The organism is Macrococcus sp. DPC7161 (assembly GCF_004117835.1).
In the GTDB taxonomy this organism is placed as follows: domain Bacteria; phylum Bacillota; class Bacilli; order Staphylococcales; family Staphylococcaceae; genus SDSC01.
The window spans coordinates 664,737-683,781 of the sequence record NZ_SDSC01000001.1; the positions used below are offsets into that span (position 1 = coordinate 664,737).

21 protein-coding genes are annotated in these 19,045 nt (G+C 31.7%); 3 read left to right on the top strand and 18 right to left on the bottom strand.

Annotated elements, in window-relative coordinates; genetic code table 11:
* Positions 1–21 precede the first annotated feature (21 nt).
* Positions 22–918 carry a deoxyribonuclease IV gene (locus tag ER639_RS03370; protein ID WP_129064341.1) on the bottom strand — a complete coding sequence of 299 codons (897 nt, stop codon included), beginning with the start codon at positions 916–918 and terminating at the stop codon, positions 22–24.
* A gap of 6 nt (positions 919–924) precedes the next feature.
* A complete protein-coding gene (locus tag ER639_RS03375; RefSeq protein WP_129064342.1) occupies positions 925–2,253 on the bottom strand; it encodes a DEAD/DEAH box helicase in 1,329 nt (442 codons plus the stop codon).
* Positions 2,254–2,389: 136 nt separating this feature from the next.
* Between ER639_RS03375 and ER639_RS03380 the strand changes: the two genes are divergently transcribed.
* Positions 2,390–3,355 (top strand): 4-hydroxy-3-methylbut-2-enyl diphosphate reductase, encoded by a 966-nt coding sequence (locus ER639_RS03380; RefSeq protein ID WP_129064343.1) that lies wholly within the window; start codon positions 2,390–2,392, stop codon positions 3,353–3,355.
* Between the two features lie 455 nt (positions 3,356–3,810).
* Entirely contained in the window at positions 3,811–4,656 is an 846-nt protein-coding gene (locus tag ER639_RS03385; RefSeq protein WP_129064344.1) for a CAP domain-containing protein, read from the top strand.
* A 69-nt stretch (positions 4,657–4,725) separates the two neighbouring features.
* Here the strand turns inward: ER639_RS03385 and ER639_RS03390 are convergent, their stop codons facing one another.
* From ER639_RS03390 to ccpN, 7 genes are all read right to left on the bottom strand, one after another.
* Complete coding sequence (locus ER639_RS03390; RefSeq protein WP_129064345.1) at positions 4,726–5,814, bottom strand: Nif3-like dinuclear metal center hexameric protein; 1,089 nt, start codon at positions 5,812–5,814, stop codon at positions 4,726–4,728.
* The gene (locus tag ER639_RS03395; protein ID WP_129064346.1) at positions 5,811–6,491 is read right to left on the bottom strand and encodes a tRNA (adenine(22)-N(1))-methyltransferase; all 681 of its coding nucleotides are present in this window, start codon (positions 6,489–6,491) and stop codon (positions 5,811–5,813) included. The genes ER639_RS03390 and ER639_RS03395 overlap by 4 nt, the downstream gene beginning before the upstream one ends.
* A gap of 51 nt (positions 6,492–6,542) precedes the next feature.
* Complete coding sequence (locus ER639_RS03400) at positions 6,543–6,893, bottom strand: c-type cytochrome (protein WP_129064347.1); 351 nt, start codon at positions 6,891–6,893, stop codon at positions 6,543–6,545.
* A 93-nt stretch (positions 6,894–6,986) separates the two neighbouring features.
* Positions 6,987–8,084, bottom strand: coding sequence for an RNA polymerase sigma factor RpoD (gene rpoD, locus ER639_RS03405; protein ID WP_129064348.1), 1,098 nt, complete (start codon positions 8,082–8,084; stop codon positions 6,987–6,989).
* Complete coding sequence (gene dnaG / locus ER639_RS03410; protein ID WP_129064349.1) at positions 8,084–9,859, bottom strand: DNA primase; 1,776 nt, start codon at positions 9,857–9,859, stop codon at positions 8,084–8,086. Before dnaG ends, rpoD begins: the two co-directional genes overlap by 1 nt.
* A gap of 16 nt (positions 9,860–9,875) precedes the next feature.
* A complete protein-coding gene (locus ER639_RS03415) occupies positions 9,876–10,691 on the bottom strand; it encodes a pyruvate, water dikinase regulatory protein (RefSeq protein WP_129064350.1) in 816 nt (271 codons plus the stop codon).
* 9 nt (positions 10,692–10,700) lie between these two features.
* The gene (gene ccpN, locus ER639_RS03420) at positions 10,701–11,333 is read right to left on the bottom strand and encodes a transcriptional regulator CcpN (RefSeq protein ID WP_129064351.1); all 633 of its coding nucleotides are present in this window, start codon (positions 11,331–11,333) and stop codon (positions 10,701–10,703) included.
* A 284-nt stretch (positions 11,334–11,617) separates the two neighbouring features.
* On the opposite strand from ccpN, the gene ER639_RS03425 reads away from it, so the two are divergent.
* On the top strand, positions 11,618–13,006 hold the full coding sequence (locus tag ER639_RS03425) for a glycine--tRNA ligase (RefSeq protein WP_129064352.1): 1,389 nt from the start codon (positions 11,618–11,620) through the stop codon (positions 13,004–13,006).
* A gap of 38 nt (positions 13,007–13,044) precedes the next feature.
* Here ER639_RS03425 and recO read toward each other — a convergent pair whose 3' ends face one another.
* The 9 genes from recO to floA form a co-directional block, all read right to left on the bottom strand.
* On the bottom strand, positions 13,045–13,785 hold the full coding sequence (recO, locus tag ER639_RS03430) for a DNA repair protein RecO (RefSeq protein ID WP_129064353.1): 741 nt from the start codon (positions 13,783–13,785) through the stop codon (positions 13,045–13,047).
* The gene (gene era, locus ER639_RS03435) at positions 13,785–14,687 is read right to left on the bottom strand and encodes a GTPase Era (RefSeq protein ID WP_129064354.1); all 903 of its coding nucleotides are present in this window, start codon (positions 14,685–14,687) and stop codon (positions 13,785–13,787) included. Before era ends, recO begins: the two co-directional genes overlap by 1 nt.
* The gene (cdd, locus tag ER639_RS03440; protein ID WP_240663980.1) at positions 14,677–15,084 is read right to left on the bottom strand and encodes a cytidine deaminase; all 408 of its coding nucleotides are present in this window, start codon (positions 15,082–15,084) and stop codon (positions 14,677–14,679) included. The genes era and cdd overlap by 11 nt, the downstream gene beginning before the upstream one ends.
* A 79-nt stretch (positions 15,085–15,163) precedes the next feature.
* Positions 15,164–15,511, bottom strand: a complete 348-nt coding sequence (locus tag ER639_RS03445; protein WP_129064356.1) for a diacylglycerol kinase family protein — start codon at positions 15,509–15,511, stop codon at positions 15,164–15,166.
* A 2-nt stretch (positions 15,512–15,513) separates the two neighbouring features.
* Positions 15,514–15,978, bottom strand: coding sequence for an rRNA maturation RNase YbeY (gene ybeY / locus ER639_RS03450; protein ID WP_129064357.1), 465 nt, complete (start codon positions 15,976–15,978; stop codon positions 15,514–15,516).
* Positions 15,978–16,922 (bottom strand): PhoH family protein, encoded by a 945-nt coding sequence (locus tag ER639_RS03455; protein ID WP_129064358.1) that lies wholly within the window; start codon positions 16,920–16,922, stop codon positions 15,978–15,980. The genes ybeY and ER639_RS03455 overlap by 1 nt, the downstream gene beginning before the upstream one ends.
* Positions 16,923–16,974: 52 nt before the next feature.
* Complete coding sequence (locus ER639_RS03460) at positions 16,975–17,421, bottom strand: hypothetical protein (RefSeq protein ID WP_129064359.1); 447 nt, start codon at positions 17,419–17,421, stop codon at positions 16,975–16,977.
* Positions 17,422–17,493: 72 nt separating this feature from the next.
* A complete protein-coding gene (locus ER639_RS03465) occupies positions 17,494–18,027 on the bottom strand; it encodes a hypothetical protein (protein ID WP_129064360.1) in 534 nt (177 codons plus the stop codon).
* Between the two features lie 11 nt (positions 18,028–18,038).
* Positions 18,039–19,037: a flotillin-like protein FloA gene (gene floA, locus ER639_RS03470; protein WP_164993342.1), complete on the bottom strand. Its 999-nt coding sequence runs from the start codon at positions 19,035–19,037 to the stop codon at positions 18,039–18,041.
* Positions 19,038–19,045 lie beyond the last annotated feature (8 nt).

A 19,045-nucleotide genomic window follows, 5' to 3' on the forward strand; every position in this document is an offset into this window, starting at 1 on the left:
GCTCACCTTACCTTTTAATATTTATGCTTCAATTATTTTTTGTAGTAACTGTGGATCAAATTGACGATTCTTAATCATTTCAATTTCAAATTTATACGGTGCATTCTTTTTCTTTTTCTCTTCATCTACAGCGACATAGGGTGTTTCAAGAATTTTAGGAATTTCTTTAAAAACTTCATGATAAATAACGTTTGTTAATACATCAAAACCAATATTGCCAAATCCAATATTTTCATGTCTATCTTTTTTTGCACCCATAACATTTTTACTATCATTCACATGAACTACTTTAATACGGTCTAGACCAACAATTTGATCGAATTGTTCTAATACACCATCTAAGTCATTCACAATATCATAACCTGAATCATGAACGTGACATGTATCAAAACAAACAGATAATCTCTCGTTATTTTTAACGCCATCTATAATTTTAGCGATTTCTTCAAATGTTTTACCACATTCTGAACCTTTACCTGCCATCGTTTCTAAAGCAATTCGTACATTATTATCATTTGTTAAAACTTCGTTTAAGCCTTCAATAATTTTTGCGATACCTTTTTCTTCTCCTGCACCAACATGTGCACCTGGATGAAGGACAATATCGCTTGCTCCGATTGCTTCAGTACGTTCTATTTCTTTTTGTAAAAATTCTACACCAAGTTCAAACACTTCAGGTTTCGTTGTATTAGCAATATTGATAATATACGGTGCGTGCACAACAATATTTGATAACCCATTTTCTTTCATGTGCTTTAATCCAGCTTCTATATTTAAATCTTCAATCGCTTTTCGTCTTGTATTTTGAGGTGCTCCAGTGTAAATCATAAATGTTGATGCGCCGTAACTTTTAGCTTCTTCACTTGCTGCAAGCAACATCTTTTTACCACTCATTGATACATGTGATCCTATTAACATATGACATTATCCTTTTCTATTTTGTTTATTAACACGTTTTGCGTGTGCTTTTTTCTCATTTCGTTTTACTTGTTCTAATTTATAACGATATTTCTTTTTATATCCAGGTTTCACTTTTTTCTTAGACTTTACTTTATGTTTAACAGCTTGTTCTAATTCATCTTCTTTTTTAGTACGTGTTGCACGTTTTGTACGGTCTTTAATTTCAACAATTTCTTTTTGTTTTACATCTGCATGTATAAACGTAAAGCCTTTTTTCTCAATTTGATTTAATAAATCTTCTTCATCTGGTGTATATAAAGTGATTGCAGTACCTTTATAATTACCACGGCCTGTTCTGCCAACACGGTGAGTAAAGAAGTCAATATCTTTTGGAATATCATAATTAATCACATGGCTAACTCCATCAATATCAATACCACGAGAAGCAAGGTCACTTGCAATCACATATTGAAACTCTAAGTTTTTAATGCGTTTCATTTGTTGCGTACGCTCTCTTGGTGATAATCCACCATGAATAATACCAGCTTTAATACCATTATCTAATAAATATTCATTAATTTCATCCGCTCGATCACGACTATTTGCAAAAATGATTGCTAAATATGGATTAATCACATCAATAACTGTTAAAAGTTTTGCTTTTTTATCATTACTCTTTGTTGGAATTAAATAGAATGTAATGTTTTTATTCGTCTTTTGATTCGGTTCAATTTCAATAAACTCAGGTTGAGTTAAATATTTATTTAAAAATGGATGCAATGCTTTAGGAATTGTTGCAGAAAATACTGCAATTTGTGCATCTGAAGATAATTTCGATACAACTTGATCTACTGCAGGTAAAAATCCTAAATCAATCATTAAATCGGCTTCATCTACAACAACTGATTTTGCTAAATGAATATTTAAAGCTTGTTCGTTTGATAAATCTAAAATACGATTCGGTGTTCCAATAATCACTTGAGGATTTGTTTTTGCTTTTTGAATATCCTTTTGCTTATCTGTTCCACCAATGAAAAGCCCTGTTTTAATACTTTCAGTGAATGAAACCATTTGTTCTGCTGTTTCATGTAATTGCTTTGCAAGTTCACGCGTTGGTGCCATAATAATAATTTGAGGTTGTTGAATCGTTGCATCAATATTATGGATTAAAGGTAATAAAAATGCGTGAGATTTACCAGTTCCAGTTTGTGATTGACCAATTAAATTTAACCCTTTTTTGAGTTTTGGAATCACTCGTCTTTGAATTTCTGTTGGTTGGTTGAAGTTTAAAGCTTTTACTGATTCAACTAAAAAGTCTTTAATTTCAAAATATTCGAATGGATGTTTCTCCATAATTGTAGTCTCCTTTTATACGTTCATCTCATGTATTATATAGGAAACTTTACATAATTAAAAGTAATGATTTCTATTCAAATGTATAAAGTGGTATGATTAAAGTATTTCAAAGGATAATTTTGGAGGGATTTAATTGGAAATTATTAAAATTACACCACGTGGATATTGTTATGGTGTTGTAGATGCTATGGTGATTGCCAGAAACGCGTCGTTGGATAAAACACTTCCAAGACCGATATATATTTTAGGTATGATCGTACATAATAAACATGTTACTGATGCATTTGAAGCAGATGGTATCATTACTTTAGATGGTCCTAATAGACTTGAAATTTTAGAACAAGTGAATGAAGGTACCGTAATTTTCACTGCACATGGTGTGAGTCCTGAAGTAAAAAAACGTGCTAAAGAAAAAGGCTTGGTTTGTATCGATGCAACATGCCCTGATGTTGAAAATACACATAGTTTAATTAGAAGAAAAAAACTTGAAGGTTATCACGTTGTTTATATAGGTAAGAAAGGACATCCTGAGCCTGAAGGTGCAGTTGGTGTTGCCCCAGATATCGTTCATCTTGTTGAAAATATTAAAGATATCGAAGCATTAGATGAAAACCTTAAAAATGAAAAATTATTAGTAACCAACCAAACAACAATGAGTCAATGGGACGTTGCTCATTTAATGGAATCATTAAAAGAAAAGTTTCCACATATTGAAGTACACAAAGAAATCTGCTTAGCTACACAAGTAAGACAAGAAGCTGTTGCTACGCAAGCAAATCAAGCAGACTTATTAATCGTAGTCGGTGACCCTAAAAGTAATAATTCTAATCGCTTAGCTCAAGTCTCTAAAGAAATTGCACTTACAAATGCATATCGAATTTCGGATATTAGTGAACTAAAAATCGAATGGTTAGAAGGCATGAATACAGTAGCTGTTACAGCTGGTGCATCTACTCCAACGCCTATAGTTAAAGAAGTTATCGACTTCTTAAAAGCATATCAACCCGGAAAAAGTATTGAGACACCAAAGCAGTCTAGTGTACCAATCGAAAAAATTCTACCTAAAATTAAAAATCCAAAACCCGTTAATATTATTTAACTTAAAGTTTCGAGTTGCTCTCGAAACTTTTTTATTTTGTTACATTTTCTCTATTTCCAATTTAAATAATAATTGCATATATATAAATTTAATAATTAACAATTTATTTCATTTATAAGTGCGTTTTTACCGTACAACACAAAAGTTTTTATTAAACTAAAGTCCTTTATTATTCAATTAATTTACAGCTATTTTAGCATACTATTATTATTTCAAAAAAATATTAAATTTTATAAAAAATAAATAATAATAACTAGACACGAATATTTAAAGTGTCTAGTTTTTAACTTTTGTTAAAAATAGACAAAAATAATTACCAGAAACCTTAACATATCAAAGGATTAATATTAAATAATTTAAAAGGTGACATTGATTTTATTAATGTCATCTTTTATAATGTAATTGGGAATAGATTACAATATGATTTTTTATAATAGTTTAAGGAGCGATTAATCATGAAAACATTCAGACATTTAAAAATGGCGATGCTTACTGGTATGACATTATTGCTCACACAACAAATTACATGTGCTGCAACATATAATATTCCAAGTAAGTTTTCAGACGGTCGATTCAATACTTACAGTCATGCAGCAAATCAATCTTATCGTCCAAAACTTAAGTTGTGGACAGGTGATACTGTAGAAAAGGTTATTATAAGAACAAGCAAATCATTCGATCAGTTAAAAAAACAACCTGAGAAATTACAATATGAACGTGCATCAAAAGCACAATATAAAAATCAAGTGATTTTATGCCAAAATAAAAGAAATTGTATCTATTCACCGACAAAATTAAATTTCGGTACACAAACTGCATTTAATAATGGTACTTTATTTAACAATAAATCGTTTAACAACTATCTATTACAAATGGTTAATAAAGATCGTAAAGCAATAGGCGTTAGACCATTAAAATATTCTTCCGCTTTACAAAAAGGTGCAAATATTAGAGCACAAGAACTTGCAAATTATGGACACATTGAGATAAATCATAAACCACACGTCAGACTTAATCATTCAAGATTTTCAACTGCATTTACAAATATTCCAAATGCTGCATATAAAGTAGGAGAAAATACAGGTATGAACTTCTATCGTGGTAACCCGTATGAAATTGTGTCAGAAAAATATATGGCTGAAAAATTTTATAAACAATGGAAATCTTCACCTGGACATTATAAAAATATGTTACGCCCATATTATAAAACTATGGCGGTAAGTGTAAAAATGTCTCAATACAATCGTATTGAAATTGGGCGCTACAGTTATTTCTATGGCGTTCAAGCATTTTCAAAATAATTATCCAACATAAAAATTATTATGATAAAAAAACACCCACATCGTATTACAATTACGATGTGGGTGTTTCTATATGACTTGAAACGGGTCTGTATTTATTTCTGAAGCGATTACTCTACATTCTAAGTCCATTAATTCTAATATAGATTTCAGCCCATCTTTCATCACATACTCACTATAATGACTTATATCTAATGTATTTAATTGATGCATTAATAAATCATGTGCTTCATGGTATTTTATATCACCTGTTAAAAATACATCAACATTAGTTCCTTTTACAGATTGATAAAAATCAAAACCAGAACCACCGATGATACCTACATTTTGTACTAAGCTTTTAGAATCACCTATTAATTTTACAACGTCTAATTGAAGTCGCTCTTTTACAAGTTGCGCAAACTCATAAAGTGTAAGAGGAACTTCTAATTCAGCGAAAATCCCTGTACCAAAATTACTTTCAACCTCAAAAGGCATGATTTGATATGCAGGAGTTTCGTATGGATGATTATCAATTAATGTTTTAATCACAATTCTTGATAATGATTCCTTTAACACACCTTCTATTTTCATCTCATCTTCGTAATGTACCTCTCCTATATTACCTACATATGGATTGGCATTATTTTGAGCCTCAAATTCACCAGTGCCTTCAGTAGTATAAAAGCAATGTTTATAATTGCCTATTTCGCCAACTCCTGCTGCCGCTAAAGCATCCTTTAAATGAATCGCATTATCTTTAGGTACATACGTTTGAAGATAACAATATTTTTCTTTTAATGGTAGTAGTATACGAGGATTTTTAAGTCCGATTTTTTCTGAAATATAGTAACTAACACCTTTTTCATAATGATCCAGATTCGTATGCATAGCGATTAAATTAATGTTGTGTTTTATCAATAAACGAATTATCTTATTATATCCTTCTTCATTGATGCTTTTAAGCCCTTTAAAGATTAAGGGATGATGAGCGATAATGACATTACAATCCTTCTCAACTGCTTCATTAACGACTTCTAAAGTACAGTCTAACGTCGTTATTATCCCATTAACTTCTTCTTGTATATCACCAATTAGCAATCCTACATTATCCCAAGACTCAACTTTATCAAACGGAATCACATCATTGATTTCACTTAATAATGTACCTACGTTCATTTTAACACTTCCTTTAAGGCTAATATTTGATTGATGAGCGAAGCATACTTTTCTTGATGTTCTTTTTGATTTTTAATGCCTGCTGCTACATTTTGTAGTTGATTTAATTCTCTTTGCCATTTTTCTTTAAAGACTTCATTTTTTTCTTTTAAAAGATATGGTCCAAACTTCATTTCTAATGGTGTGTAGTTACATATTCTTTCGGCTTTATTACAAACGAGAATTTCATAAATGTGTTTCTTCTCCTTCATAATCACCTCGTGATCAATTTGATATCCTAAAGTTAATATCGCTTCTCTAACAGCTTCTGTATGTATATTACTTTGCAAAATTAATGTTGGAAAATGAGTTAATTTATCTTTACCATTTAATAATATTTCTTTAATCAATGGTCCACCCATACCACATATCGTAATTACATCCACTTCTCCTGCTTTTATAACATCTAATCCGTTCCCTAAGCGTACATCAACTAAATCTTGCTTTTGATATTTTGCAACGTTTTGCTTAGCTGCTTCAAATGGTCCTTTCACAACTTCACCAGCAATGGCACGTTCAATTTTACCTTGTTCTAATAAATACAATGGTAAATACGCATGATCAGATCCTATATCTGCTAATGTTTTATGATTAACAAAATTACTTACTTCTTTTAAACGTTGATTTAATGGAATCATAACTTCTCCTTATAAAAAAAATCTTTTGCCAGAAGGCAAAAGATTTTTGAATTATTTAGCGCCGTCTTTTAAAAACTTAACTAAAGTATCTAAGTCTTTATCAGAAATTTTAGATTGGTCATGAGCTGGCATAGCCCCTTTACCCTCACGAATAATTTTCTTAAAAGCATCCGCTGGTTTAGAACTTCCTGCTAATTTAGGACCCATACCACCTTCTAAGTTTTGACCATGACATGATGTACAGTTATCTTTTGCAAAAGTTTTTGCATCAAATTTTTGTTCTGTCTTAGCCCCTTCTTTACCTTCTTCTGCTTTATTAGCACCATGTGCTGATAAGAAGAAAATTAAGCCTACACCCATAAGCATAATCAGTAAAAAAGGAATTACTGGATTACGATTCATTATTAAACCTCCCTTTATTTTCACCATATACATATCTATTTTATATTAAAAACAGTAGAAGTCAAAGCCATTTTTCATAAATTCGTCAAAAATTTAATCCATAAAATCTTTTAGACGTTTACTTCTTGATGGATGACGTAATTTTCTTAAAGCTTTAGCTTCGATTTGACGAATACGCTCGCGTGTTACGCCAAAAACTTTACCCACTTCTTCTAAAGTTCTAGTACGGCCATCATCAAGACCAAATCGTAATCTTAATACGTTTTCTTCTCTATCTGTTAAAGTATCTAACACGTCTTCTAATTGCTCTTTTAACAATTCATATGCCGCATGATCTGCTGGGGATTGGGCTTCTTGGTCTTCAATGAAATCACCTAAATGAGAATCATCTTCTTCACCAATTGGTGTTTCTAATGAAACTGGTTCTTGTGCAATCTTTAAAATTTCACGCACTTTTTCTGGTGGTAAATCCATTTCCTCACCGATTTCTTCTGGTGATGGATCACGACCTAAGTCTTGTAACAATTGTCTTTGAACACGAATTAATTTATTTATTGTTTCAACCATGTGCACAGGAATACGAATCGTTCTTGCTTGGTCTGCAATAGCTCTTGTAATTGCTTGACGAATCCACCATGTAGCATATGTCGAAAATTTAAATCCTTTATTAAAGTCGAATTTTTCAACTGCTTTAATTAAACCCATGTTACCTTCTTGAATTAAATCTAAGAATAACATCCCACGACCGACATAACGTTTTGCGATACTAACTACTAAACGTAAATTGGCTTCAGCAAGTCTTGATTTTGCCTCTTGGTCACCTTGTTCAATACGTTTAGCAAGTTCAATTTCTTCTTCTGCACTTAATAAATTAACGCGTCCAATTTCTTTTAAATACATTCTTACAGGGTCATTGATTTTAACGCCTGGTGGTGCTGATAAATCATTTAAATTTAATTTATCATCCGTATCTTGTGCATCTTTTTCATTAATTAATGTGATGTCATTTTCAGCAATTGCTTCGAAGAACTCATCCATTTGATCTGAATCCATATCAAAGTTTTGTAATTTATCTGCAATTTCTTCATGACTCAAATGACCTTGTTTTTTTCCCGTTTCTATCAATTGTTGTTTGACTTGGTCAACTGTAATTACAGCATCATTTAATTTGTTAATTTCTTTATCAGACATCAATAACCCTCCTGTATGTTACGCGCTTTACGTTGCTTTTGTATATGCATGATTTTTCTCGTTAGTTCATTTCTAGCATCAATATCTCCAATACGAATGGCTTGATTCAATTCATGCTTTAATGACTCTAACTGGGACTGCACATTTAAATCTCTGTTTAATACATTTAAATAATCATTTACTTCCTCATTTGAAGGCGATAAATTCACTTCAAGTACATCTAGCTTCATAATAATTTCATGCAGTTCAATAGGTACATGATTGATAAAGCGACTTATTTGGTATTCCTCTTCTTTATTATAATACCCTATAAGTGCTTCATAAATCATTTGATGCATTTTATTTTTAAAATAACTTACATCTACTATACTTTTGAATGTTTGAAATAGATGTTTATCATTCATAAAATATTTCAATACAACACGCTCTGCCCGATCCAATTTACTCAAATGCTCTTGTTGAAATGTGGGCATCTGATTTTTCTGTTTTGGCTGTCTTGTATTTTGAAAATTTAGAACGTCAAAATCTACTTTAAACAATTCACTTGCTTCATGCAATACTTTTTTCTGTAAATGCGCCGAATTCATTAATTTTACATCATCTAAAAATTTTTGTAAATGCTTTTCGTATGCTAAGTCATTGTTTTCTATTTCTTTTTTATATTTTTTTAAATAGTAACTTAAATAATGTTGTTTGTTGAATGCAATATATTCTTTAAACGCTGTTTCTCCTAATGATTCAATCATTTCATCAGGGTCCATTTTTTCTTTCATAGGAACGACAAATACATTAAGACGTTCTTTCAATAATATTTGCCCAATCTTCTCTGCAGCTTCTTGACCAGCAAAATCACCATCAAACATTAGTGTCACGTTATTTGCTAGTTTTTTCAAATGTAATGTGTGTTCTCTACTTAATGCAGTACCCATAGTTGCTAATGCATTTTGAATTCCTATTTTATTAAGTTTGAGCACATCCATAAATCCTTCTAATAATATTAATTCATCGGATTGACGTATGTATTTACGCGCATGATTGACATGATACAATGTTTGTCGCTTTTGAAAAATTGGTGATTCTGGAGAATTTAAATATTTTGGTTCAGATCCATCATATGTTCTTCCAGAAAAGCCAATGGTTTTACCTTGTGCATTTTCAATTGGAAACATAATGCGATTTCTAAAACGATCATAATAACTAAAGTCTTCATCATTACGACTTAATAAGCCTGCTTCATATGCTAATTGTACATCAAAGTTATTTTCTTTTAAAAATTGTAAAGCATACTGACTTACATTAGGAGCAAAACCAATTTTTTCGCGATTAATCATTTCATCTGTAAATCCACGTTCATACAAATAATTTAATGCGGGTTCAGCATCCTCTACAGCCCTTAATATATAATGATAAGCATCTTTAAGTTTTTCATGCATCTCAATCATTACCGCATGATCATCGGATTCTTGTTTTGCAACTGGTTGGTTGATTTGGACTGGAATATTGACTTGTTCTCCTAATAACTTTACCGCTTCGATAAATGAAATACCTTCAATTTCTTGTATAAAAGAAAAGACATTACCACCCTTTTTACATCCAAAACAATGACAAATTTGTTTATCTACGGATACAGTAAATGAAGGGGTTTTCTCATCATGAAAGGGACATAAACCTATATAGTTACGTCCCCTTTTTTCAAGTTTTACATATTGACTCACAACATCATATATATCATTTTGAGTCCTTATCTGTTCTATCGTTTCATTACTAATTTGCAAAATATCTCTCCCAACACTAATTTGATTGGTTTTCTATTATATTTATGATTTCGTTAGCTGTTTCTTCAATTGCTTTATTTGAAACGTCAATGACTTGACAGCCAATTCGTGAAACAATTTCTTCAAAGTATTCAAGTTCTTCTAAAATCCTTTGATCTCTAGCATAATTCGCATCATTACTCAAACCTAATTGAACCAATCGTTCTTTTCTTATAGCATTTAATTTATTAGGATCAATCTTAAGTGCAATACATTTCTTTGGATCAATATTAAATAACATCTCTGGTGGGTCTACTTCAGGTACTAATGGCACATTCATCACTTTATACCTTTTATGCGCTAAATACTGACTTAATGGTGTCTTAGACGTTCTAGAAACACCAATCAATACGATATCTGCAATTGGCAACCCTCTTGGATCTTTACCATCATCATATTTTACAGCAAATTCAATTGCTTCAATCTTCTTAAAGTATTCTTCATCTAACTTATGAACCATACCAGGTTCATTTAAAGGTACTTCTTTTAAAACATCTTGTAGGATATTCATGAGAGGACCCATAATATCGACGTTTTGAATATTGTTTAATGCCAATTCACTCTGCATATAAGCTCTAATCTCTGGCTTAACCAATGTGTAGACAACAATCGTTTGTTGCTCCTTTGCTAAATTAATCACATCATCAACATTTTGAATGGTTTCAATATATGGAACTCTAATTGTTTCTACATGATGATTAAATTGTTTAAATTGAGAAACACATGCTTTCGTAACAAGTTCAGCGGTTTCACCTACCGAATCAGATGCAATGATTAATTTAATATTCTTCATAATAACTCCTTATTCTCCTTCTATTAAAGATACAAAAGCCTTTGTGATTGTTGTTTTAGTTATTCTTCCTGTCACTTCAAAATGTTGATCAACTTTATTTACTACTGGTAATGAATCAATTTCTTTTTCAATTAATAGTTTAGCAGCATATAGTAATAAATCATCTGGATAACATACTGAGATATTTGGCATTCTACTCATAAATACGTGCACAGGCAGCTCATGAATATTCTGTCCTCCCATACTCGCTCTAAGTAAATCCTTTCTTGAACAAACTCCTACAAGGTGATTGTCATGGTTTGTTACAAACAATGTGCCGACATCCTCTAAAAACATCGTACATATTGCATCATAAGTAGTAATATCTTCATGTACAACTACAGGTAAAGATTGAAAGTCTCTAACTACAAATTTCTTAATAGATTGACTAAGTAGTTGTGTACTTGATTTCCCCGTATAAAAATAACCAACACGTGGTCTAGCATCTAAGTAGCCTGCCATCGTTAAAATGGCAAGATCCGGCCTTAAAGTTGCTCTCGTTAAATTTAATTGTTCAGCAATTTTCTCACCCGTAATCGGTCCATCTTGCTTCACAATTTGTAGAATACGATCTTGCCTTTTATTGAGTTCTATATTAATCACCTCATACAGACATAGTTAGTTAATTTTATTATATGATTAGTTATAGTTTTTGACAAATTTATAGCTTTTAATTGAGTTCTCAAACAAAACATGCTATATTTTTGTTAAGCGAGTTAAGAATGGTGAAAGCTTAACAAATAAATTGGCATAACAATACAATAATTAAAGTTGAGTGGATACACTAATTTGGGTGGAACCGCGGGTATATATACTCGTCCCAAGGCAATTTTTTGCCTTGGGACTTTTTTTATTCAACTTTAAACATATATCAAGGAGGCAAAATCATGACTAAAACAATGGAACAAATCGTAAACCTTGCCAAACATCGTGGATTCGTATTTCCTGGAAGTGAAATCTATGGTGGTTTAGCCAACACTTGGGACTATGGTCCATTAGGTGTAGAATTAAAAAATAACGTTAAAAAAGCTTGGTGGTTAAAATTCGTACAACAATCTCCTTACAATGTGGGATTAGATGCAGCGATTTTAATGAATCCAAAAACATGGGAAGCAAGTGGTCATTTATCAAACTTTAACGATCCGATGATTGATAATAAAGATTCTAAAATTCGTTACCGTGCAGATAAACTAATTGAAGATTATATGCACAATGTCGAAGGTGATGAAAACTTTATCGCTGACGGAATGAGTTTTGAAGATATGAAAAAATTCATCGATGATAAAGGCATTGTATGTGCTGAATCTGGTACTGCAAATTGGACAGACATCCGTCAATTCAATTTAATGTTTAAAACATTCCAAGGTGTTACTGAATCGAGTACAAATGAAATCTTCTTACGCCCTGAAACAGCACAAGGTATTTTCGTTAACTATAAAAATGTTCAGCGCTCTATGCGTAAAAAATTACCATTCGGTATTGCACAAGTTGGTAAATCATTCCGTAATGAAATTACACCGGGTAACTTTATTTTTAGAACACGTGAATTTGAACAAATGGAATTAGAATTCTTCTGTAAGCCAGGAACTGAAATTGAATGGCAAAATTACTGGAAAGAATATGCTTCTAATTGGTTAAAAACATTAGGTATTAAAGAAGAAAATACTAAATTACGCGATCATGATGAAGACGAATTATCACACTACTCTAACGCAACAACTGATATAGAATATAAATTCCCGTTCGGTTGGGGTGAACTTTGGGGTATTGCGAGCCGTACTGACTTTGACTTAAAAGCGCATATGGCAGTATCAGGTGAAGACTTCACATATCACGACCAAGAAACAAATGAAAAATATGTACCATACTGTATCGAACCATCATTAGGTGCTGATCGTGTAACATTAGCATTCTTATGTGATGCATATGAAGAAGAAACTTTAGAAGGTGGCGATGTGAGAACAGTAATGCACTTCCACCCTGCACTTGCACCATATAAAGCAGCAATTTTACCACTAAGCAAAAAATTATCAGCTGATGCAATTAAAGTTTATGAAGAATTAAGTCAATATTTTGCGATTGATTTTGATGAAAGTCAATCAATTGGTAAACGTTACCGTCGTCAAGATGAAATCGGTACACCATATTGTATTACATTTGACTTCGATTCATTAGAAGATCAACAAGTTACTGTACGTGACCGTGATACGATGGAACAAGTACGTATGCCTATTTCAGAATTAAAATCATTCTTAGAAGAAAAAATTAGATTTTAATTTATAAAAAATTCCGTTGAGCTATCAACGGAATTTTTTTATAGATTTAATTGTTTTATAATTTGTCTGCTCTTTAAGTGAACTCCAATAAATTCATCATATAGTAAAAACATTAGATGTTCCATTTCTTTTAAATACTCGTCACTGATGTTTAGATTTACTTCTTGCTCAATTGGCAAATGATAAAGTAGATGCATAAAATATAAACTTCTATTTTGTATTTTAAACGCATGTTCATCATCAAGAAGCCCTTGTTTCGTGATGGGTGAATTGTACTTAATAGAATAAGCTACAAACTTTTCTTGATTACCATGATTTTCATGCATCGACCAATGAAAAATTGGTGTAAACCCATATAACGGCATACACTTTAAGCCTACCAAAATCCCTATTAATTTAGGCTTAATGCCTTGATCTAATTGATCTAAACCTAACTGCAATAATTGAAAATAAAATTTAGAAACATCATGTTCCTCAATTGCTTTATCAATAGTTTCACAAATGAGTTGGCAATATGTTAGTTTTTCAATATCTAGTCGTAATTCATAATGACTCTTAATCGTATCTATCGAACTTAATGTCCCCATACCTTTAAATTGGCTATAAATAAATATATTTTCATAAAATAAATCTAGACCTGCACCATATTTATTTGATTTTCGAGCATTTCTTGCCATCAGTGTTGTCTTTACACCATGTTCACTTAGAAAAGTAACAATTAAATGATGATCACCATAAGGTATTCTCTTTATGACAATCCCTTTTGTTTTTTTGAGCATTAATACTCATCTTCTCTGTAGCCAATTTGTCTAATAAAATTAGGTTTGTTTCTCCAATCTTTTTGAACTTTTACCCATAATTCTAAATAGACCTTTGAGCCTAATAACATTTCTATATCTCTTCTTGCCATTGTACCGATTTTTTTAAGCATTGCACCTTTTTTACCGATGATAATGCCTTTTTGCGATTCACGTTCAATATAAATCGTTGCTTCAACACGCACTTTATCTTCATCTTCTCGCTTCATTTTTTCTACATTTACACCAATCGCATGAGGTATTTCTTGAGATGTTAAATGTAATGCTTTTTCACGAATAAGTTCAGCAACAATAAAATGTTCAGGGTGATCTGATATTTGGTCTTTAGGATAGAACATTGGTCCTTCAGGCAAATATGACCCTAAAACCTCTACCAGTCTGTCTACATTATTACCTTGTAATGCTGAAATTGGAATGATTTCTGCAAATGGTAATAAATCTTTATATTTTTCAATTTCTTTAATTAACTCATCTGGATGAATTAAATCAATTTTATTTAAAACTAAAAATATTGGTGTCTTACTGTTTTTTAACATTTCAACAATGTACTCATCGCCACGACCGAGACTTTCTTCAACATTGACCATAAATAAAATAGCATCCACTTCTCTTAAAGTATTTTTAGCTACTTTCATCATGTAATCGCCTAAAACATGTTTAGGTTTATGTATTCCAGGCGTATCGATAAAGATGATTTGAGAGTCATCAGTCGTTAATACACCTTGTACTTTATTTCTAGTTGTTTGTGCTTTATCAGACATTATTGCAACTTTTTGTCCTAACACTTTATTCATAAATGTTGATTTACCAACATTTGGCCTACCAATTATGGCCACAAAACCTGATTTAAAATTATTTGACATCTTCTAAGTCCCTTCCCGAAAATCCTAGTGGTAATAATTCATCAACTGTACGCTGAATGACATCACCTTTTATGTTTGTTAAATAAACAACCATATCATCTTCACACATTTCTTTAATCACTTGACGACAAGAGCCGCACGGAGATGATGGTGTTTCAGTATCAGTTGTTATCACCAAAGCTTCGAAATCACATGGTTTATAACCAGCAGCAATAGCAGAAACAAACGCCGTTCTCTCCGCACAAATTGTATCTCCATAAGCAGCATTTTCGACATTACAACCATTGAAAGTTGTACCATCTTTACAAATTAAATATGCGCCTACTTTAAATTTTGAATAGGGTGCATAAGCATTATCTCTAGATTTTAATACGCCTTCAAACCATTCTTTTTTCATCATTATCACCTTTTTTATATTATTTTAATTATATATATTTCTTTATTTTTTCTGATATGTAGTTTGTTGAATGCTTTATCTATTGCATTGATTTGATGATGTACGGAACAAAAATCATTAACCCAATGATTAAACTCATTATACTCGCTAATAGTACCGCAAATGCAGCAGTATCTTTTGCATGCTTTGCAAATTCATGATAGTCTTCAGTCACTAAGTCAACGACATATTCAACTGAAGTATTGATTACTTCCATAAATAGTACTGTGAAAATAGCGATAATCAAAAACAACCATTCTACCTTAGAAACATTAAAGCATATCCCTAATGTAATAACTATCACTGATGCAATGAGATGTAATACAAAGTTTATGTCCTTTTTTAATAAAGTCATACATCCTTGTAGAGGATAAATAAAGCGTTTCATATTTAATCTCTCGTTAAGCCAAATGCATTTAATATTTCATCTTGTCTACCAAACATCTTCTTTTCGTCACTCTCATTCATATGATCGTAGCCAAGTAAATGTAAGAATCCATGTAAAGCTAAAAAGCCTAGTTCTCTTTCAAATGAGTGTCCGTATCTTTCTGCTTGTTCTTTCGCACGTTCGATACAAATAATAATATCTCCTAAAACACGAATAGATTCCGGCATTTCAAAATCTTCATCTTCGCCTTCTTCTAATGCAAAACTAATCACATCTGTTACTTGATCTTTATTGCGATACGTTTTATTAATTGATTGAATTTCTTCTTCTGTTACGAAAGAAACTGAAACTTCTGCTTCTTCTTCAATACCTTCTTCATTACTTGCGAAAGTAAGTAATGCTTCAATATCTTGCATCGCTTTTTCTGAAACTAAATTATCTTCATCTAAAAAATCTATCGTTAACATTATACGTCCCCCTCATAAGCGTTGATAATTTTTCCTACCAATGGATGTCTGACAACATCTAATGCGTCAAATTTATGGATAGCAATACCTTTAACTTTTGATAATCTTGATTCAGCTTCAATTAGTCCACTTTTAACGCCTCGTGGTAAATCTATTTGGGTTTCATCTCCTGTAATAACCATTTTCGACCCAAATCCTAATCGTGTTAAAAACATTTTCATTTGAGGATGCGTTGTATTTTGTGCTTCATCCAAAATAATAAATGCATCTTCTAAAGTACGACCGCGCATATATGCTAAAGGTGCAATTTCAATAACACCACGTTCAATTAACCTTTCGGTATGTTCTTTACCTAATACAAAATGCAAACCATCATAAAGAGGTCTTAAATAAGGATCTACTTTCTCTTTTAAATCACCAGGTAGGAAACCTAAAGATTCTCCTGCTTCAACAGCAGGACGTGTTAATACAATTTTTTTTACTGTTCCAGCTCTTAGTTCTTTTAAAGCCATAACCACTGCTAAAAAAGTTTTCCCAGTACCAGCTGGCCCAATCCCGAATACTAAATCATTATTTTTGATTTGATGTACATATAATCGTTGACTTAAAGTTTTAGCTCTAATGGCTTTGCCATTCGCATCTTTTGTTATTTCTTCATCATAAAGCTGACTCAGATGCTTGATTGTTCCATTTTTCGACATCATTACAGCGGATTGTACATCTTTAAACGTAACTTGACTTCCTTTTTGAATAATTTTGATTAAATTTTCAATCAGTTGAACTGTTTGTTCTACAGCAACTGCATCTCCCTCAACTGTAAGTTCTGAACCACGTGTATGGATTTCAACATTAAATACTTCCTCTAAATACATGATATGTTCATCGTGATTACCAACAATTGATTGAGCTTCGTTTAAATTTTCAAAAATAATTGGATTTGGCATTAAAAAACTCCCTTTTTATTATTACTTTAACTGTATCAAAACTCATTGAAACTCACAATTTATTTATCTTTATCTCGCTCTGTAATTGCATTATTTGTTCATTTTTATTTCGACATTGTAAACTTTGAATATTATTAATTTGAATATGAGGATTTATTTTTAATAAATGTTGTATAAATTGAACCATTTCTTTTGGTTTAACGATTTGTATATTTTGTTGTTGATCTACGATTTCTAAGTAGATATGTTTGCCGTATGGCACCATATTAATGAATTGAATGGCTTGAATATCAATCTTTATTTTTTGAAAGCCTTTAATAATAATCAAAATATCATCAATAATATAGCTTTCATTGATGATTAAATAGATTAAAATAATACCTAATAAAAATGCGATGATGCCACTTTTAATACTTAGTACGGCGCCCAAAATCATTAATATAAAAATCATACTCACCCAAACATATTGTATCGTGCTAATGATACTGTGATACTTCATAAGAATCACCTCAGTTTAATAGTAGCAAATGAGCCAAAAAGAGCAATAAAAAAAGCACCTGAGGGTGCTTTTTTATCTTAAACTTTTCGGTTTATTTAACACTTCTGACAAAATAATACCATTGACTAAACTTTTTTTAGATAAATCCAATTCGAATTGTGCATTTTCAATATCTTGTTCCATCATTAGACTTTGAATGCGATTGATTTTTTGTCTCTCTGATAAATGTGGATCAGCTTGAATTCGATCTATTTTTTCATTTATTGACAAATGATGATTTTTAATTTCTGAAACTTTTTGTCTACTTTGCTTATTTTGTTTTTCTTTCACTTTATTTTGTTCTTGTTGCATTCTGTTTGATACTGTTTCAGCTTCACTAAGAACTTTCTTACCTGTATTTTCAATCTTTTTAACATTTTTATTTACACGTGCTTCAAACGCTTTAATTTGCTCTATTTTAGACTTTTGTCTTTGTTCTTTTTCAGCATGCTTTTGCACCTTTGTTTTATAAGGTGTTTGTTTCTTTTTCTTTTTATTTTCTTCTGCAATCCATTCATAAATTGAATAAATCACACCAAGAATAAATAGAATTAATCCGATACTCATATTATCACCCTTTATTTTTTAGGTGTTTCACTATTCGTACTGCTGTCACTCATTTTATTAATCGCATTACGCATGCCTGTATCTGATTCAACATTCTTCATGTTTAAGTAATCCATTACACCTAAATTACCTTCTTTTAATGCTTTCGCCATTGCAAGCGGTACTTCTGCTTCAGCTTCTACTACTTTAGCACGCATTTCTTGTACACGTGCTTTCATTTCTTGTTCTTGTGCAACGGCCATCGCACGACGCTCTTCAGCTTTCGCTTGAGCGATATTTTTATCTGCTAACGCTTGTTCAGTTTGTAAATCTGCACCAATGTTTTTGCCGATATCTACATCTGCAATATCAATCGATAGAATTTCAAATGCAGTACCACTATCTAAACCTTTTCCTAAAACCGTTTGTGAAATCATATCTGGGTTTTCTAAAACTGATGTATGTGACGCACTTGAACCAATTGTTGATACAATCCCTTCACCAACACGTGCAACGATTGTTTCTTCACCAGCTCCACCGACTAATCTTTCGATATTTGCACGTACTGTAATTCTCGCTTTTGCTTTTACTTCAATACCATTCATAGCAACACCTGCAATAAATGGTGTTTCAATAACTTTAGGGTTTACAGACATTTGAACCGCTTCTAAAACGTCACGACCAGCAAGGTCAATCGCTGCACCACGTTCAAAAGGCAAGTTAATATCTGCACGTTGTGCTGCAATAATCGCATCAACTACTCTATCAACGTTACCACCAGCTAAGTAATGTGACTCTAATTGATTTGTCGTTAAATGTAATCCTGCTTTATGTGCTTTAATTAATGGATCAATAACACGTCTTGGTGATACACGACGTAAACGCATCCCTACTAATGTACCAATACCAACTTTAACACCCGCTGCTAATGCAGAAATCCAAAGTCCAACTGGTACAAATGAAAATAAAATCATCAACAAGATAAAGCCGACGATACAAATGATACCGATAAATACAAAAGAACTTGTCATAATCATTC

Bases quoted from the DNA above. Each gene is read 5' to 3' on its own strand.
- ER639_RS03370 (WP_129064341.1), bottom strand. From the start codon at position 918: ATGTTAATAGGATCACATGTATCAATGAGTGGTAAAAAGATGTTGCTT.
- ER639_RS03375 (WP_129064342.1), bottom strand. From the start codon at position 2,253: ATGGAGAAACATCCATTCGAATATTTTGAAATTAAAGACTTTTTAGTT.
- ER639_RS03385 (WP_129064344.1), top strand. From the start codon at position 3,811: ATGAAAACATTCAGACATTTAAAAATGGCGATGCTTACTGGTATGACA.
- ER639_RS03390 (WP_129064345.1), bottom strand. From the start codon at position 5,814: ATGAACGTAGGTACATTATTAAGTGAAATCAATGATGTGATTCCGTTT.
- ER639_RS03395 (WP_129064346.1), bottom strand. From the start codon at position 6,491: ATGATTCCATTAAATCAACGTTTAAAAGAAGTAAGTAATTTTGTTAAT.
- ER639_RS03400 (WP_129064347.1), bottom strand. From the start codon at position 6,893: ATGAATCGTAATCCAGTAATTCCTTTTTTACTGATTATGCTTATGGGT.
- rpoD (WP_129064348.1), bottom strand. From the start codon at position 8,084: ATGTCTGATAAAGAAATTAACAAATTAAATGATGCTGTAATTACAGTT.
- ER639_RS03415 (WP_129064350.1), bottom strand. From the start codon at position 10,691: ATGAAGAATATTAAATTAATCATTGCATCTGATTCGGTAGGTGAAACC.
- ER639_RS03425 (WP_129064352.1), top strand. From the start codon at position 11,618: ATGACTAAAACAATGGAACAAATCGTAAACCTTGCCAAACATCGTGGA.
- recO (WP_129064353.1), bottom strand. From the start codon at position 13,785: ATGCTCAAAAAAACAAAAGGGATTGTCATAAAGAGAATACCTTATGGT.
- era (WP_129064354.1), bottom strand. From the start codon at position 14,687: ATGTCAAATAATTTTAAATCAGGTTTTGTGGCCATAATTGGTAGGCCA.
- cdd (WP_240663980.1), bottom strand. From the start codon at position 15,084: ATGAAAAAAGAATGGTTTGAAGGCGTATTAAAATCTAGAGATAATGCT.
- ER639_RS03445 (WP_129064356.1), bottom strand. From the start codon at position 15,511: ATGAAACGCTTTATTTATCCTCTACAAGGATGTATGACTTTATTAAAA.
- ybeY (WP_129064357.1), bottom strand. From the start codon at position 15,978: ATGTTAACGATAGATTTTTTAGATGAAGATAATTTAGTTTCAGAAAAA.
- ER639_RS03455 (WP_129064358.1), bottom strand. From the start codon at position 16,922: ATGCCAAATCCAATTATTTTTGAAAATTTAAACGAAGCTCAATCAATT.
- ER639_RS03460 (WP_129064359.1), bottom strand. From the start codon at position 17,421: ATGAAGTATCACAGTATCATTAGCACGATACAATATGTTTGGGTGAGT.
- ER639_RS03465 (WP_129064360.1), bottom strand. From the start codon at position 18,027: ATGAGTATCGGATTAATTCTATTTATTCTTGGTGTGATTTATTCAATT.
- floA (WP_164993342.1), bottom strand. From the start codon at position 19,037: ATGACAAGTTCTTTTGTATTTATCGGTATCATTTGTATCGTCGGCTTT.